The sequence below is a fragment of the Yinghuangia sp. YIM S10712 genome (assembly GCF_051388935.1).
Classification (GTDB): Bacteria; Actinomycetota; Actinomycetes; order Streptomycetales; family Streptomycetaceae; genus Yinghuangia.
In genome coordinates, this window is record NZ_JBPKBI010000002.1 from 1 (window position 1) to 15,402 (window position 15,402).

The window sequence follows — 15,402 nt, forward strand, 5'->3', positions numbered from 1 at the left end:
AGTAGGACGCCGCCGGAATTATTGTGTGGAAGAGGCTTCTCCCTTTCGGGAGAAGCCTCTTTTGCATTTCCGGGAAGTGTTCGGGCAGGCTGTTGTGCCATGCAGCATGCTTCCGGACCCTCGGTTGTCGTGATCACCGGGATCATGGCTTCGGGGAAGTCAACGGTGGCCCAATTGCTCGCGGAGCGGTTTCCGCGCTCTGTCCACGTGCGTGGAGATGTCTTCCGGCGCATGGTGGTCTCCGGGCGCGTCGAGAAGAACCCGGGTGAAGACGCGGAAGCCGATGCGCAGTTGCGCCTGCGTTATCGGGCTTCCGCAGCGGCAGTCGGCGTTTATGCCGAGGCGGGCTGGACGGTCGTCGTGCAGGACGTCATCCTCGGGGATTACCTCGACGCGTACCTGGAGTTTCTTTCCGTGCGTCCTGTTCACGTGGTGGTTTTGGCGCCGCGTCCCGAAGTGGTGGCTGTGCGGGAAGCCGGGCGCATCAAGTCCGGATACTCGGAGGGCGGCTGGACGGTCGACGGCCTGGACGCGGTCCTGCGGGGAGAGACACCCCGCCGAGGGCTGTGGCTGGACACCTCGGAGTGGTCGTCTGCCGAGACCGTCGACGTGATTCTCGCGAGGCTGCACGAGGCCCGTGTGGTGAGCTGAGCCGGGAGTCGGGCCGAACCGTACCGGGAATCAGTGCGCTTTCTGGTGGTGGAGGGCCTCGGGACGTCTTGTGTGTCGTCAGAGGCGGCCGGCGAGTTTGAGGGCCAGGTACGTGTCGGTGAGCTGGGATGCCAGGTCGCCGGGGGGTGCGTCGACCACGGTGACGCCGTGGCGTCGCAACTCGGCGGAGGTCGTTCGGCGTTCGTGGAGTTCGCGTTCGGCCGCGGCGGCGGCGTAGACGGCTTCCGCGGTGCCGCGCCCGGCTGCCATGGCGGTCAGCGCGGGGTCGGCGACCGCGGCGACGACGACTTCGTGGCGGTTCGTGAGTTGCGGAAGGACGGGCAGGAGGCCTTCGCGTACGGCTTCCGCGTCCAGGCCGGTGAGCAACACGACCAGCGACCGACGTTTCGCGCGGCGGATGATCTCGGCCACGAGGTGCGGCGCGTCGGATTCGACGAGTGCCGGTTCCAGGGGGGCCATGGCCTGGACGAACGACGGCAGCACCGTGGTGCGTGACGCGCCGCGTACCTCGGTGCGGACGCGGCGATCGTGGGCGAGGAAATCGACACGGTCCCCGGCGCGGGCGGCGACGGCGGTGAGGAGCAGTGCGGCGTCCATGGAGGCGTCCAGGCGCGGGGCGTCGGCGATGCGGCCGGCCGAGGTGCGCCCGGTGTCGAGCACGATGAGGATGTGCCGGTCGCGTTCGGGGCGCCAGGTGCGGACGACGACGTTCTGGCTGCGGGCGGTGGCTCGCCAGTCGATCGATCGGACGTCGTCGCCGGGGACGTATTCGCGCAGGGAGTCGAATTCGGTGCCGCGTCCGCGGGTCAGGACGGCGGATCGTCCGTCGAGTTCGCGGAGGCGTTCGAGCTTCGAGGGCAGGAGGCGGCGACTGGGGAAGGCCGGAAGGACGCGTACCGACCAGGGGACGCTGTGCGAGCCCTGGCGGCCGGCGAGGCCGAGCGGGCCGAGGGAGCGCACGGTGATCCGGTGGGCCGGGCGGTCTCCGCGGCGGGTGGGCACGAGGTGGGTGGTCACGCGGCGGCGTTCGCCGGCCGGTACGGCGAGGTCGTGGCGTTGCGAACGTGTGCCCGCGCTGGGCGGCCAGGCGTCGCGGAGCATGCCGTTGACGCTTCGCGGAGTGGGGTTCAGCACGGTCAGGTGAACCTGGGCGGTTTCGCCGAGGCGGACCGTCGTATCGCCTGATCGGGTGAAGACCAGGGAGCGCACGGATCCGGCGAGGGACAGGTCGACGGCCACGGCGATCGCGATCAGGGCTGCGACGGCCAGGACGCCGGTCCACGACGGGATCAGCAGGCCGACGACGAGCGCGCCGAGGGCCGCGAGCAGCGCGGTCCTCCCGGTGAGGGTCATCGGGAACCTCCCAGGAGATTCCGGCGTGCGGGCCGGGGCGGAGCCGGGCCCCCGCGGAGTGCGGGCGGGGCGGGGGGAGCCGGGGGTGTCAACGCGGGACCGGCACCGAGGCCAGGACGGTGTCGACGACCGCGTCGGCGGTGACGCCTTCCAGTTCGGCTTCGGGGCGCAGTTGGACGCGGTGGCGGAGCGTCGGTTTCGCGAGGGCTTTGACGTCGTCCGGTGTCATGTAGTCCCGCCCGGAGAGCCAGGCCCAGGCCCGTGCGGTGTTCAGGAGCGCGGTGGCGCCTCGGGGGGAGACGCCGAGTTGCAGGGACGGCGAGGTCCGGGTGGCGCGCACGATGTCGACGACGTAGGCGAGTACGTCGGGTTCGACGCGGAGCTCGGCCACGGCCTTTCGCCCGGCGGCGAGTTCGGCGGGCCCGGCGACGGGGCGTACGCCGGCGGCACCGAGGTCGCGCGGGTCGAAGCCGCCCGCGTGGCGACGCAGGACGTCGATCTCCTCGTCGCGGCCGGGTAGCGACACGGTCAACTTCAGAAGAAACCGGTCGAGTTGGGCCTCGGGCAGCGGATAGGTGCCCTCGTACTCGACGGGGTTCTGGGTCGCCGCGACGAGGAAGGGGTCGGGCAGCGGGCGCGGCACTCCGTCGACGGAGACCTGGCGCTCCTCCATGGCTTCGAGCAGCGAGGCCTGGGTCTTGGGCGGTGTGCGGTTGATCTCGTCCGCGAGCATGAGGTTGGTGAAGACAGGCCCTTCGCGGAACGAGAATTCCGCGGTGCGTGCGTCGTAGACCATCGAGCCGGTGACGTCGCCCGGCATGAGGTCGGGGGTGAACTGGACGCGTGTGGACTTCAGGTCGAGTGCGCGGGCGAGCGTGCGGACCAGGAGGGTCTTGGCGACGCCGGGCACGCCTTCGAGGAGGACGTGGCCGCGGCACAGCAGGGCGATGACGAGGCCGGAGACGACGGAGTCCTGGCCGACGACGACCTTGGCGACCTCGCCGCGCAGGGCCTCCATGGAGGTACGCGCCGCCGCGCCGTCGACCGGTGGCTTCTTGGCCGTGTCGGCCGCGGTGGCGCCGCCGTGGTCGTGCCCGGACGGGCCGGAGGCGGAGGGCTGGGTGTGGACCGGTCCGGTCACGGCTGGCGTTCCCCTGTCTTGACGCGTTCTTCGAGCTGGTCGAGGTGGTCGGCCAAGGCGACGAGGCCGTTCTCGTCTTCCGGGACGGCACCGTACAGGAGGTGGTGTATGTCCGCCGGGGAGCGGCCGGTGCGTGTGCAGACCGCGTCGACGAGGTGTGCGGGTGTGACCTCGGCGGCGGTGCCCTCGCCGGGCTCCGGAGCCGGGCCCGGGGTGAGGCCGAGTCGTGCGGTGATCCGCGTCCGTGCGGCGGCGCGGAGTTGGTCGGCGGCGCGGTCGACGGCATGGCCTCGGTGGTAGAGCCGTGCGCGGCCTTCGGCTGTTTCGGTGGCGCGGACGACGACGGGCAGCGGTTCGGTGACGACCGGGCCGAGGCGCCTGGCGCGGTAGAGGGCGAACAGGACGACGGCGATGCCGAGTTGGAGGGTCCCGAAGCGCCAGCCCTTGGGCAGCAGTTCGAGCAGCCCTTCGTCGCCGGTGTCGCTGCCGTCGGGGAGGTACCAGACCAACGTCGGGTGCGTGCCGAGGAGTTGCATGCTCAGGGAGGCGTTGCCGCGGTCGTCCAGGCGGTCGTTGCGCAGGGGTGTTCCGGTGCCGAGCAGCACGGCGTCATCGGTCCCAGGCGGGTCGCGGGGCACGACGACGAGTGACGGTGATCCGTCGGCGGGGTAGCAGCGGGCCGCGCCGGGGACGTTCGTACGGTATCCGGTGCCGCCCAGGTCCGCGTTGCCGGCGCGCATTGCCGCAGGCAGGTCGCACAGTGGTTCGAGGTCCGTGATGTCGGCGTCGCCGGCGTCGCGGACGTCGAGTCCGAAGGTCGCCAGGGTCGCGTCGCCGGGGCCGATGAGCACGGTGCGGGCGGGCCGCATCACGGCGACGGCGGCCATCTGCTCGTCGGTCAGGCGTTCGGGAAACGGCACAAGCAGAGTGGTGCGCCCGGGGTCGGCCTCGACGGCGAGGCGCGCTGCTTCGCCGGTACCGGCGAGGACGACGTCGACGCCTTCGCGGCGCAGGAGTTCGGCGAGGGCGCGGGAGCCCGCCGGGTCGACGCCGCGGGGGTCGAGTTCGCCGCGGTCGCGGCCTCCGGTGACCAGGACGGTGGCGGAGACGACGAGGATGATCAGCGCGGCGAGGAGGAGGGGGCCGCGCACGGCGCGCCAGATGGCGGCGGCGTCGGGGCTGGTCGAGGTCGGGCCGGATGTGCCTCGGGACGGCGCCGGGGCGGGCGAAGTGGGTTGGTGGTCCTGTTTGTTCGCGGTCATGACCGGTTCTGCCGGCGGTGTCGTGTTCATCGCGGTGTCCGGTCGGCGACGGGGGCTGCGGGTTCGTGGGCGGGACGCGTTGTGGCGCAGCGGCGGTCGAGGTCGCGCAGTGCGTGATCCATGTCCTCGGTGCCGGGGCGGCCGCCGTACCGGACGTCGTCGAACATCAGGGCGGCGGTCACCAGCGGCGAGGAGAGCGTGGGCAGTCGGGTGCCCGCTTCGGCGGCGGCCTCGTCGGCGGTGCGGCCCGGGCGTTCGTCGAGGATCGCGCGTTCCTCCAGGGCGCGGACGATGGCCCGCAGCCGGTCCTGGACCGCGGCGTCCCACGCTCCCCGCGCGGCGTGGGCGTCGGCCGAGGCGCGGTACTCGGCCGCGGTGCGCGGGGATTCGGCGGCGAAGAGCCCGTCGCGGCGGCTCGGGGCGGCGACGCGCAGCGGGCCGAGTTTGAGGCGCAGCACGATCAGCAGGCCGATGACCAGGACCAGCAGGAGGGTGAGCCCGTACGCTCCGCCGGGCGCGACGGAGGTCGCGCGGTCGAGGAGTTCGCCGAAGCGGTCGGCGAGCCAATCGAAGAGCCGGGTGAACACCGAGGGGTCGTCCTGGTGGTAGATCTGCCGCGAGAGTTCGTCGCGCGCGGCCTCGCGGGCGGGGTCACGGCCGATCTCCACCGGCGGTGGTTCCGGCGGCGGCGTCGCGGCGGCGTACCCGGCGAGTGCCGGGGCGACGGAGGCGGCCGCGGCTGCCGTCACGAGGCCGCGGCGTCGTCGGGCACGAGACCGGCAGCGCGGGCGAGTTCGAGGTCGAGGGCTTCGCGGCGCATGCGCTGGTCGATGTACAGCAGTACGAGCGCGGCGGCGCTGAACGGGAACGTGAGGCCGTACGAGAGCACGGTGCCCACGCCGACGATGACCGCGTCCGTGAAGGAGTCGGGGACGACCGCGCCGAACTGCGAGACGCCGGTCGCGAAGACGAACGGCAGCTGCACGATGCTGCTGATGATCGTGGTCAGCAGCCCGATGAGAAGCGTGATGCCCAGGACGCGCCACCAACTCCCGGTCACCAGCTTGCGGGACCGGAGCAGGGCCTTGCGCACGGTCTGCTTTTCGAGGATCAGCGCGGGGCTGGCGAGTTGGAGGAGGACGTAGGCGTAGACGGCGAGTACGGCACCGCCGAGGATGCCGAGGATGAGAAGCGCCCCGCCGACTTCGCCCGCGATGATGGCCAGGAGCAGGCCGGGGACGAGGCAGGCGAGGAACAGCAGTGCGGGGATGACGAACGTCAGGATCGACGTGCCGAGCAGTCGCAGCAGCAACGGCCTCGTGCCGGACCAGGCCTGACCGAGTGTCATCTCCTTGCCGAGCACCGCGCGGCTGACCACGAGGGTCAGGATGCCGGTGATGATGAGCTGCCCGAGCAGCATGACGACCAGCAGGACGGCGCTGGAGCCGAAGATCGGCACGAGCGCGTCGAGGAGTTCGTCGGTGTCGGGGTCGGACTCGTCGAGCACCGCGGTGTCGACGTTGCGCAGCATCGCCCACTGGATCGGCACGACGATCGCCTGGGTGATCAGTGCGACGACCAGCGAAAGGCCGATCATCACCTTCCAGTGGGTGCGCATCGCGGCCACCGCACCGTCGAGCAGTTCGCCGACGCCGAGGGGCCGCAGCGGGATGATGCCGGGTTTCTTCGCGGGCAGGTACGGCCCCCGCCAGCCGCTCGGCGCGCCCCATCCGTGGGAGCCGGAGCCCTGGGGCGCTCCCCAACCGGGTGCGGGCGGGGGTGTCGGGCCGCCGCCGGGCGGACCCCATCCGCCGGGGGCGCCCCATCCGCCCGGCGCGGCAGGCGGCTGCGCGGGTGACCAGCCGGGCGGCGTCGACGGCGGGGCGTCGTTGCCGGTGGCTCCGGCGGCCGGGGCGGCCGGGGTGTCCGGTGTCTGTGGCTCGGCGGCCGGTTCGGGCTCTGCTTGAGGCGCCGACTCGGAGCCGCCTGCGGGTTCGTGTGCGGGTTCGTCGGCGGGTTGGGCCGAGGGGCCCGGCGCCGTCGAGGAGGAGGGGGCCTTCGAGGCCTCGCCGCCGGGTGCCTCCGGACCTTCCTCGGGGGGCGGTCCGGCGTCCGTGCCCGGTTCCTGGCCCGATTCGTTCCGCGCGTCGTGCGTGCGGTCGGCCTCTTCCTCCGACGCCGCCGCTTCGGCGGGCGACCGCGGGGACCGCCGCGGGTCGTCGGGCCCCGGCGCGTCGGGCGCGGCCCAGCCCGGAGAGTCCGTCATCGAAGTCGCTCCTCGTTCCTCATCGTGGCGGTCAATCGTGGCATGTTTTTGCCCGCGCTTGATGATCGACTCCCGCATTGCGGGCCTCGCACGTGCGGCTTGTCCGCATTGCGGCGCCGCCCGGGCACTGCGGGGCGCCCGCAGTGGCAGCCGCCGACGCGGCGGCCCGCGGGGGCGGGCAGACTCGTGGCATGGACAACGTCCTCGATTCCCCCCACGGCTTGCCGGACGACGCGTGGTTGCCGCGCCCGGCGTATTGGCTCGACGACGTGCCGACCGCGTACGGCCACGGCCCCGCCGTCGTCCTGCTCGACCAGACGCGGCTGCCCGCCGAGGAGGTGAGGCTCGTGTGCAGCGACGTGCCGACCCTTGTCGACGCGGTCCAGCGGCTGGTGGTGCGCGGGGCGCCGGTGCTCGGGCTGGTCGGGGCGTACGGGGTGGCGCTGGCGGCGGCCCGCGGCGACGACGTGGAGGCCGCGGCGGAGCAGCTTGCGCACGCGCGGCCCACCGCGGTGAATCTCGCGTGGGGTGCCCGCCGGGCACTGGCGGTGTGGCGCGAGTCGGGCGGTGACGCGTCGGCGGTGTTGCGTGAGGCGCGGGCGGTCCACGAGGAGGACGCGCGGGCCAGCGAGGCGATGGCGGCGCACGGCGCGCGCTTCGCGAGCGGGCTGGGAGATCCGGAACGCCCGTTGAAGGTGCTGACGCACTGCAATGCGGGGGCGCTGGTGTCCGGAGGGGTGGGTACCGCGCTCGCGGTGGTGCGCGACCTGCACCGGGCGGGGCGGCTCGGTCAGCTTTGGGTGGACGAGACACGTCCGCTGCTGCAGGGCGCGCGGTTGACCGCGTACGAGGCGGCCCGCACGGGCATGCCGTACGCGGTGCTGCCGGACAGCGCGGCGGGTTCGCTGTTCGCCGCCGGCGAAGTCGATCTGGTCGTGGTCGGCGCGGACCGGATCGCCGCGGACGGTGCGACGGCGAACAAGGTCGGCACCTATCCGCTGGCGGTCCTGGCCCACCACCACGGGGTGCCGTTCGTGGTGGTGGCGCCGCTCAGCACCGTCGACACCGGGACGCCGGGCGGCGGCGACATCGTAGTGGAGCAGCGCGACGGAGGCGAGGTCACCGAAATGTCCGGTGTGCCGCTCGCGCCGGCCGGGAGCGCGGTGTACAACCCGGCGTTCGATGTGACTCCACCCCAACTGATCACAGCGATTGTTACCGAATCCGGTGTTTTGTCACCGGTGAATGCGATCGCGATTGCTCGGATGAGTGCAGGTCACGATCCGGTAATGCGACGATGATGTCTATGAAAGGACGTGTCCTCATCGTCGACGACGACACCGCGCTGTCCGAGATGCTCGGCATCGTGCTTCGCGGCGAAGGTTTCGAGCCGTCGTTCGTGGCAGACGGCGACAAAGCGCTTCAGGTGTTCCGCGAGGTCAAACCGGATCTGGTGCTGCTCGACCTGATGCTGCCCGGACGCGACGGCATCGACGTGTGTCGGCAGATCCGCGCCGAGTCGGGCGTGCCGATCGTCATGCTCACCGCGAAGAGCGACACGGTCGATGTCGTCGTGGGCCTGGAGTCGGGTGCCGACGACTATGTGATCAAGCCGTTCAAGCCCAAGGAGCTGGTCGCCCGCGTGCGCGCGCGTCTGCGCCGGGCCGAGGAGCCGACGCCGGAGCACCTGGTCATAGGCGACCTGGTCATCGACGTCGCCGGGCACTCGGTCAAGCGCGAGGGGCGCAACATCGCGCTCACGCCGCTCGAATTCGATCTGCTGGTGGCGCTGGCCCGCAAGCCCTGGCAGGTGTTCACCCGGGAGGTGCTGCTCGAACAGGTGTGGGGTTACCGGCACGCTGCGGACACGCGGCTGGTCAACGTGCACGTGCAGCGGCTGCGCTCGAAGATCGAGCGCGACCCGGAGCGGCCCGAGATCGTGGTGACCGTACGCGGAGTCGGCTACAAGGCCGGCCCAGCCTGACGTGGTGGACGACCGCCGTCCCGACCCGGGCCAGGGGTCCGGGGGACGGTTCCCGGACCGGTTCGGCGCGTACCGGAAATCGGCGCGCGAAGCGGCCCGCGACGCTGCCCGGGAGGCCGCGGGGACGGAATCCGGCGACACCGCAAAGGCACCCGAGCCGCCCGTCGCCGTGAGCGGCGGCGCTTCGTCGCCGACACCGTCACCGGTGCGGCGCGGCTGGTCGGTGTGGACGCTCGCCCTGCGCCGCGTACGCGGTGGTATCGGCCGGGTCGTGACCCTGTGGCGGCGGTCGATCCAGTTCCGGGTCGTCTCCAGCACTCTGGTGCTGTCCGCGACCGTGATGATCCTTCTCGGCGTCATCGTCGTCGGCCAGGTCCAAGGCGGCCTTCTCGACGCCAAGGTGGCCGGCGCCACCGCGCAGGCCCAGGGCGGATTCCAGGTCGCCCGGACCCAGGCCCAGACGCTCGCCACCGAGACCACCAGGTCCACGCCGCAGTCCGGCCCGGCCGGCGGCAGCGACGTCAAGGACTGGCTGACGTCGCTGGTCGACCAGCTCGCGAGTGGCGGCAAGGGCCAGTACGACGTCGCGGTCCTCAGCCCCATCACCGCCGACGGCCTGCCGATGAACAACGCCGGGTACGGCCCGCGCTCGTCCGGCAACGTGCTCGCCGACCTGAGTGTGCCGCGCGAGCTGCGCACCGAGATCCGCAACCGGTCGGGGGCGGCCTACCAGTTCACCGAGATCGTCCGGGAGGCGGACGGCGGCGACCGGAGCAGCACGCCCGGCGTCGTCGTCGGCGCCGAGCTGCCCGACCCGGCCGGGGGCCGCTACCAGCTCTTCTACTTCTTCCCGTTCACGCCGGAGGAGAAGACACTCGGACTGGTGCGCGGCACGCTCGCGACCGCCGGGGTCTTCCTCGTACTTCTCCTGGTCGCGATCGCCGCGCTGGTCACCCGGCAGGTGGTGACCCCCGTGCGGATGGCCGCGCGCATCGCCGAGCGCCTGGCCGCCGGCCGACTGGAGGAGCGCATGCGGCCCACCGGCGAGGACGACCTCGCGCGGCTCGGCTCGTCGTTCAACAAGATGGCCTCCACGCTCCAGAACAAGATCCGGCAGCTTGAGGACCTCTCGCGCATGCAGCGGCGGTTCGTCTCGGACGTCTCCCATGAACTGCGCACGCCGCTCACCACCGTGCGGATGGCAGCCGACCTGCTGTACGAGGCGCGTGACCGGTTCGACCCCGCGGTGTCCCGGTCGGCGGAGCTGCTGCAGACGCAACTGGACCGCTTCGAGGCCCTGCTCTCGGACCTGCTGGAAATCAGCCGCTTCGACGCCGGCGCCGCCGTCCTCGACGCCGAGTCGATCGACCTGCGCGACCTGGTGGCGCGGGTTGTGGACGCCGCAGAGCCGCTGGCCGAGCGGCGCGGCGGACGCATCGTCGTCCGCGACCCCGGCCGGCCCTGTGTCGCACAGGCCGACCCCCGGCGCATCGACCGCGTCCTGCGCAACCTCGTCGTCAACGCCGTCGAGCACGGCGAGGGGCGCGACGTGGTCGTGCACGTCGGCGTCAACGACAACGCGGTGGCGGTGACCGTGCGCGACTACGGCGTCGGGCTCAAGCCGGGCGAATCGTCGCTGGTGTTCAACCGGTTCTGGCGCGCGGACCCGGCGCGGGCGCGGACGACCGGCGGCACCGGGCTCGGGCTGTCGATCGCGCTGGAGGACGCCCACCTGCACGGCGGGTGGCTGCAAGCGTGGGGCGAGCCGGGCGGCGGCTCGCAGTTCCGGCTCACACTGCCGCGCGTCGCGGGCGGCGAACTCGTCCGCGCGCCGCTGCCGCTGGAGCCCCCCGACTCGCGGGCGAACCGCGGGCTGAACCTGGCCGGCACGCCCTACCGGCGCAGCACGCGGCGCGACGAGCCGCCGTCGGCCGGGCCGGGCTCGGAGGGGCCGAAGACCGCGCCGGGGGGCGGAAGCGCGGCGGAACGGCTGGGACCGGCGTCGTACAACAAGACGTACAAAAGCAAGGAAGGCGGGGGCCGGTGATGCGCACGGAGCCCTTCGGCCACCGCGTCTTGCGGTCGGTACGCGCCCTCGCTGCCGCGGTCGTCCTCGCGCTGCTGGCCGCCGCCTGCGCGTCGATGCCCAGCAGCGGCAAAGTGCAGGACGTTCCCCGCGACGAGGCGGCCGGGGCCGCGGACGAGCAACAGGTGCGCGTCTTCGGCGTGCCGCCGCAGCCCGGTTGGGAGCCGAGTTCCGTCGTCGAGGGCTTCCTGGAGGCGGTGACCAGCGACGAGGCCGACTACCAGACCGCCCGCCAATACCTGACCCCGGACGCCTCGGCCACATGGAATCCCAAGGGCGGCATCAAGGTCCTCGAAAACGCGCCGCTCGTGGAGACCGGGCAACCCCAGCAGACGACGTCGGACACGCCGGCGACGGTCGTGCGGGTCACCGGCACGCAGGTCGCCGACGTCGACGAGGACAACGTCTTCACGCCGTCACCGACGACGGTCAGCGACGCGTTCGTGCTGCGCAAGAACAACGACGGGCAGTGGCGCATCGCCGAGCTGCCCAACGGGCTCGTGCTCTCGCTCGCGGAGTTCCAGCGCATCTTCACCTCCGTGAACATGTACTGGTACGCCGTCCCCGACCCCGGCACCGAGCGGATCCTCGTGCCCGACCCGATCTACCTGCGCACACGCGACGCGCTGGCGACGCGGTTGGTCGAGGAGCTGCTGCACGGCCCCACCCAGTGGCTCGCCCCGGCCGTCCGGTCGAGCTTCCCGCCGCGGACGACGCTGCTCGACCGCACGGTGACGATCGACGACGGCGGCAACGTCAGCCTCCGCCTCAGCGACGAGGCCAAGGAGGTGCCGCGGTCGGTCTGCGAGGAGATGGCCGCGCAGGTGGCGTACGCGCTCGACCAGATCTCCAACGTCGACTCCGTCGAACTGGCCGCACACCGCGGCTCGGCGCTGTGCAGCGTGCGGATGGAGCAGGCCGAGGAGTACGACCCGACGCGCCTGGGCCCGTCCGACCTGGTCGCGTACTACCGCAGCAGCAACAGCATCTACCGCCTCGCCGCCGGCGAGGCCCCCGGCGCGCTCGGCGAGGGCCCGGTGGCCGGCCGGTTCGGCGACGGGTCGCTGCCGGTGAACGCGTTCGCCGTCGACCGCGAGCGCCGCCGCATCGCGGCCATCGACCAGAGTGAAGCGAACGTGTACGTCGGCGGGCTCGACAGCACCGCCGAACCCGACAAACGCGCGACGGCCGCCCCCGGACACCACTTCACCAGCCTGACCTGGGACGGCCGAGGCGGCCTTTGGGCGCTGGAGGTCAGCAACCCGGGCGGTCCGGGCCCGCAGACCGGCACGATCGTGTGGCTGGACACCCCGACCAAGATCGTCGCCCAGGTGAACGACCTGAACGGCGGCTGGATCACCGACTTCCGCATCTCACCGGACGGTACGCGCGCGGCGATGCTCGTCGCCGGACCGGGACCGGACGACATGCGGGTGCTCATCGGACGTGTCTCCCGCAACGTCGACGAACGCCAGGTGGGTATGGTCACGATCAGCGACGTCCGGCCGGTCATGCTCAATCTCTCCGAGGCGAAGTCGCTCTCATGGAACGGAGCTTCGCGTCTCCTCGTCCTCGGTCGCCAGGAAGAGGGCGCACTGCAACCGCAGTTGGTCAACATCGACGGCAGCAACGTGGTGCCGGTGGCGACCGTCCCGGGCATCAGCCACATCGCGGCCCCCAACAAGGCGGACGAACCTCTCCTCGCGGACGGCGACGGCGGCCAGATCTACCGGCTGATGCCGGGAGACACCTGGAAGCAGTTGGTGCAGGGCAGCTTCCCCATCTACCCGGGCTGACCGACGCGCGCCCGCGCGCACGCGGTGGCCGGGACGGGTCGGCCGCGCGGCGTGGCGGGAGGTCCCGGTGTCGGCGTCCTGGACGGTCCTCCCGACCAAGGCACCGGCCTGCGGAGGATTCGCTCGTACGGGTGTTCGATGCCCCGGGCCTTTACACGATCGGATTGAATCGCGCGCGATCCCCGCAAAAACAGCCCGGAGGACCGGCGCGTGCCGCACTGTGGAGCCATGCGGCACGATCATCGCCCCGAGCGACCGCCCCCGGCCCGGCCTCTGCGCCGGCTCGTCGACACGTGGGCCGATCTCGTGCTGCCGACCCGGTGCTCGGGCTGCGGCGCCGCCGGGGCCGCGGTGTGTCCCGCCTGCCGCGCCCACCTGCGGCGACCGCCGCGCCGGGTGCGCCCCGACCCGTCACCGCCCGGTCTGCCGCCGGTGTTCGGGGCGGCGGTGTACGACGACCCGGTCCGGTCGTTGCTCATCGCCCACAAGGAACACGGTGTCCGCGCGGTGACGCGTCCGCTCGCCGTGGCGCTCGCCGCCTCGGTGCGCGCGGTCGCGGCTGCGACGGGCCACCGCGTGCCCGGCGCCGACCCGCCGCGCCCGCTGGTCCTGGTGCCTGTGCCGTCGGCGCGGCGGTCGGTGCGCGAGCGAGGTCGGGACGCGACGTGGGCGCTCGCCTTGCGCGCCGCGGTCGAGCTGCGGCGCCAAGGAGTGCCGGTCCGCGCAATGAGAGCCTTGCGTCATTCCCGCTCGGTGGCCGACCAATCCGGGTTGACCGCGGATGAACGCATGGCGAACGTCACCGGTGCTTTCCGTGTTCCGTGCTGGTTGGCACCCCTATACCGGGGCATTAGTGTGGTGATCGTCGACGATCTCGTGACCACCGGAGCGAGTCTCGCGGAGGCAACCAGAGCGGTCGCCTCCGGAGGCGGGAAGGTGAGCGGAGCGGCCGTGGTGGCCGCGACCCCACGCCGCTCGGAACGGGGTCCCGCCCGGTCCCCGTTTCCCATCTCTCCCGCGCTTCGGACGCGAGGTGGACGACCAGCTCGGCCGGACGGGCGGACCGCCCACCGGCAAGGCGCAAGGGATGGAGTTCTGCGTGGACATTGTCGTCAAGGGCCGCAAGACAGATGTGCCCGAGCGGTTCCGCAAACACAGCGTCGAGAAGCTGGACAAGATCCGCAAGCTCGACGGCAGGGTGATCAGCGTCGACCTTGAGGTGTCCAAGGAACGCAACCCCCGGCTCGCGGACCGTTCGGATCGCGTGGAGATCACGCTGCGGAGCAAGGGGCCGGTGGTCCGGGCCGAGGCGGCTGCCACGGATCCGTACGCCGCGCTCGACATCGCGATGTCGAAGCTGGAGGCGCAGCTGCGCAAGGCAGCCGACCGGCGGCGCATCCACCGGGGGCACCACGCCCCCAAGTCCCTCGGAGAGGTGACGACCGAGCTCAACGGCAGCACGCGACTCGGCGGCGCCGCGGTGGCCGCGGCGGAGGACCTACAGGAGCAGGCGCCGGCCAAGCGCATGGAGGGGTCGATCCAGGTCGACGGCGACGGCCCGCTGGTCGTCCGCGAGAAGGTCCACACCGCCCCGCCGATGACGCTTGACCAGGCGCTCTACGAGATGGAGCTCGTGGGGCACGACTTCTATCTGTTCGTGGACAAGGACTCCGCGCTGCCCAGCGTCGTCTACCGGCGCCGAGGCTACGACTACGGCGTCATCCACCTGAGTCCCGAGGGCGCGGACACCGCCCTGGGGACGGCCGAAACCTGAACCGGTGAGCCTGTGAGCAGGTGATGTGCATGCGCGGCCCGCCGCCTCGGACGATGCGAGGCGGCGGGCCGCGTGGTGGTCGAGTGGTTCGGTGGCCCTCCCGACCGGGTTGCGTGGTGCCCTTCGGCCTCGAAGCGCGGCAAAAGAGCGTGAGGGGGAGTACGGCCGCAGCCATGACGTGCAATGCTGGGCCGGATACGCAGCGTGCCGACCGGTCGCCTGAGGGGCCGGCCGGCACGGGGCCTACCGAGGGGGAGGACACGGTGGGAGGACGCCAGGTGCCCGCGCAGCCCGGACCGCAAGGCTCCCCGCAGGACGAGCCGATCCGGGTTCTCGTGGTCGACGACCACGCGCTGTTCCGGCGCGGTCTGGAGATCGTCCTGGCTGCGGAGCCGGACATCGAGGTCGTCGGCGAGGCCGGCGACGGCGCGGAGGCGGTCGAGGCGGCCCAGGACCTGCTGCCCGACATCGTGCTGCTCGACGTCCGGATGCCCCGTCGCGGCGGCATCGAGGCGTGCACCGCGATCAAGGAGGTCGCCCCCAGCGCACGCATCATCATGCTGACGATGAGCGACGACGAAGCCGACTTGTACGACGCCATCAAGGCCGGTGCGACCGGCTACCTCCTCAAGGAGATATCGACTGACGAAGTGGCCACCGCCATCCGGGCGGTCGCTGACGGGCAGTCGCAGATCAGCCCGTCGATGGCGGCCAAGCTGCTCACCGAGTTCAAGTCGATGATCCAGCGTGACGACGAACGCCGCCTGGTGCCCGCGCCGCGTCTGACCGACCGGGAGATCGAGGTCCTGCGGCTCGTCGCGACCGGCAAGAACAACCGCGACATAGCAAAGATCCTGTTCATCAGCGAGAACACCGTGAAGAACCACGTCCGCAACATCCTGGAGAAGCTGCAACTGCACTCCCGGATGGAGGCGGTGGTGTACGCGGTGCGCGAGAAGATCCTCGAAATCCACTGACCGCTCCGGGGGTTCGGGCGGTGCGCTCAACGGCCCCCGTTCTGTGACCGACCCGGCCGACCGAGTCTGTGACCGCGCGGACCGTGGGCTC

The 15,402-nt window shown here is 72.0% G+C and carries 13 protein-coding genes; 8 read left to right on the top strand and 5 right to left on the bottom strand.

Features of this window, described 5'->3' with window-relative positions:
* Window positions 1–99: 99 nt before the first annotated feature.
* Complete coding sequence (locus ACRX5W_RS05460; protein ID WP_436786793.1) at window positions 100–651, top strand: phosphotransferase-like protein; 552 nt, start codon at window positions 100–102, stop codon at window positions 649–651.
* Window positions 652–729: 78 nt separating this feature from the next.
* Here ACRX5W_RS05460 and ACRX5W_RS05465 read toward each other — a convergent pair whose 3' ends face one another.
* From ACRX5W_RS05465 to ACRX5W_RS05485, 5 genes are all read right to left on the bottom strand, one after another.
* Complete coding sequence (locus tag ACRX5W_RS05465) at window positions 730–2,025, bottom strand: DUF58 domain-containing protein (RefSeq protein ID WP_436786794.1); 1,296 nt, start codon at window positions 2,023–2,025, stop codon at window positions 730–732.
* A gap of 88 nt (window positions 2,026–2,113) precedes the next feature.
* Window positions 2,114–3,043 carry an AAA family ATPase gene (locus ACRX5W_RS05470; RefSeq protein WP_436787485.1) on the bottom strand — a complete coding sequence of 310 codons (930 nt, stop codon included), beginning with the start codon at window positions 3,041–3,043 and terminating at the stop codon, window positions 2,114–2,116.
* Window positions 3,044–3,162: 119 nt separating this feature from the next.
* Complete coding sequence (locus ACRX5W_RS05475) at window positions 3,163–4,428, bottom strand: DUF4350 domain-containing protein (protein ID WP_436786795.1); 1,266 nt, start codon at window positions 4,426–4,428, stop codon at window positions 3,163–3,165.
* A gap of 26 nt (window positions 4,429–4,454) precedes the next feature.
* The gene (locus ACRX5W_RS05480) at window positions 4,455–5,177 is read right to left on the bottom strand and encodes a DUF4129 domain-containing protein (RefSeq protein WP_436786796.1); all 723 of its coding nucleotides are present in this window, start codon (window positions 5,175–5,177) and stop codon (window positions 4,455–4,457) included.
* A complete protein-coding gene (locus ACRX5W_RS05485) occupies window positions 5,174–6,694 on the bottom strand; it encodes a hypothetical protein (protein WP_436786797.1) in 1,521 nt (506 codons plus the stop codon). The genes ACRX5W_RS05480 and ACRX5W_RS05485 overlap by 4 nt, the downstream gene beginning before the upstream one ends.
* A 191-nt stretch (window positions 6,695–6,885) precedes the next feature.
* Between ACRX5W_RS05485 and mtnA the strand changes: the two genes are divergently transcribed.
* The 7 genes from mtnA (at window position 6,886) to ACRX5W_RS05520 (ending at window position 15,311) form a co-directional block, all read left to right on the top strand.
* Window positions 6,886–7,995, top strand: a complete 1,110-nt coding sequence (mtnA, locus tag ACRX5W_RS05490) for an S-methyl-5-thioribose-1-phosphate isomerase (protein WP_436786798.1) — start codon at window positions 6,886–6,888, stop codon at window positions 7,993–7,995.
* Window positions 7,992–8,678, top strand: coding sequence for an MtrAB system response regulator MtrA (gene mtrA / locus ACRX5W_RS05495; RefSeq protein WP_231773719.1), 687 nt, complete (start codon window positions 7,992–7,994; stop codon window positions 8,676–8,678). Before mtnA ends, mtrA begins: the two co-directional genes overlap by 4 nt.
* A gap of 205 nt (window positions 8,679–8,883) precedes the next feature.
* Window positions 8,884–10,725 (top strand): MtrAB system histidine kinase MtrB, encoded by a 1,842-nt coding sequence (mtrB, locus tag ACRX5W_RS05500; RefSeq protein WP_436787486.1) that lies wholly within the window; start codon window positions 8,884–8,886, stop codon window positions 10,723–10,725.
* On the top strand, window positions 10,725–12,560 hold the full coding sequence (locus ACRX5W_RS05505; protein WP_436786799.1) for an LpqB family beta-propeller domain-containing protein: 1,836 nt from the start codon (window positions 10,725–10,727) through the stop codon (window positions 12,558–12,560). Before mtrB ends, ACRX5W_RS05505 begins: the two co-directional genes overlap by 1 nt.
* Before the next feature lie 789 nt (window positions 12,561–13,349).
* A complete protein-coding gene (locus tag ACRX5W_RS05510) occupies window positions 13,350–13,778 on the top strand; it encodes a ComF family protein (RefSeq protein ID WP_436787487.1) in 429 nt (142 codons plus the stop codon).
* Complete coding sequence (gene hpf, locus ACRX5W_RS05515) at window positions 13,660–14,334, top strand: ribosome hibernation-promoting factor, HPF/YfiA family (RefSeq protein WP_436786800.1); 675 nt, start codon at window positions 13,660–13,662, stop codon at window positions 14,332–14,334. The genes ACRX5W_RS05510 and hpf overlap by 119 nt, the downstream gene beginning before the upstream one ends.
* A 173-nt stretch (window positions 14,335–14,507) precedes the next feature.
* Window positions 14,508–15,311 carry a response regulator gene (locus ACRX5W_RS05520; protein ID WP_436786801.1) on the top strand — a complete coding sequence of 268 codons (804 nt, stop codon included), beginning with the start codon at window positions 14,508–14,510 and terminating at the stop codon, window positions 15,309–15,311.
* Window positions 15,312–15,402 lie beyond the last annotated feature (91 nt).

Coding starts and splice junctions, on each gene's coding strand:
- ACRX5W_RS05460 (WP_436786793.1), top strand. CDS start 100: ATGCAGCATGCTTCCGGACCCTCGGTTGTCGTGATCACCGGGATCATG.
- ACRX5W_RS05465 (WP_436786794.1), bottom strand. CDS start 2,025: ATGACCCTCACCGGGAGGACCGCGCTGCTCGCGGCCCTCGGCGCGCTC.
- ACRX5W_RS05470 (WP_436787485.1), bottom strand. CDS start 3,043: ATGGAGGCCCTGCGCGGCGAGGTCGCCAAGGTCGTCGTCGGCCAGGAC.
- ACRX5W_RS05475 (WP_436786795.1), bottom strand. CDS start 4,428: ATGACCGCGAACAAACAGGACCACCAACCCACTTCGCCCGCCCCGGCG.
- ACRX5W_RS05485 (WP_436786797.1), bottom strand. CDS start 6,694: ATGACGGACTCTCCGGGCTGGGCCGCGCCCGACGCGCCGGGGCCCGAC.
- mtnA (WP_436786798.1), top strand. CDS start 6,886: ATGGACAACGTCCTCGATTCCCCCCACGGCTTGCCGGACGACGCGTGG.
- mtrA (WP_231773719.1), top strand. CDS start 7,992: ATGATGTCTATGAAAGGACGTGTCCTCATCGTCGACGACGACACCGCG.
- ACRX5W_RS05505 (WP_436786799.1), top strand. CDS start 10,725: ATGCGCACGGAGCCCTTCGGCCACCGCGTCTTGCGGTCGGTACGCGCC.
- ACRX5W_RS05510 (WP_436787487.1), top strand. CDS start 13,350: ATGGCGAACGTCACCGGTGCTTTCCGTGTTCCGTGCTGGTTGGCACCC.
- ACRX5W_RS05520 (WP_436786801.1), top strand. CDS start 14,508: ATGACGTGCAATGCTGGGCCGGATACGCAGCGTGCCGACCGGTCGCCT.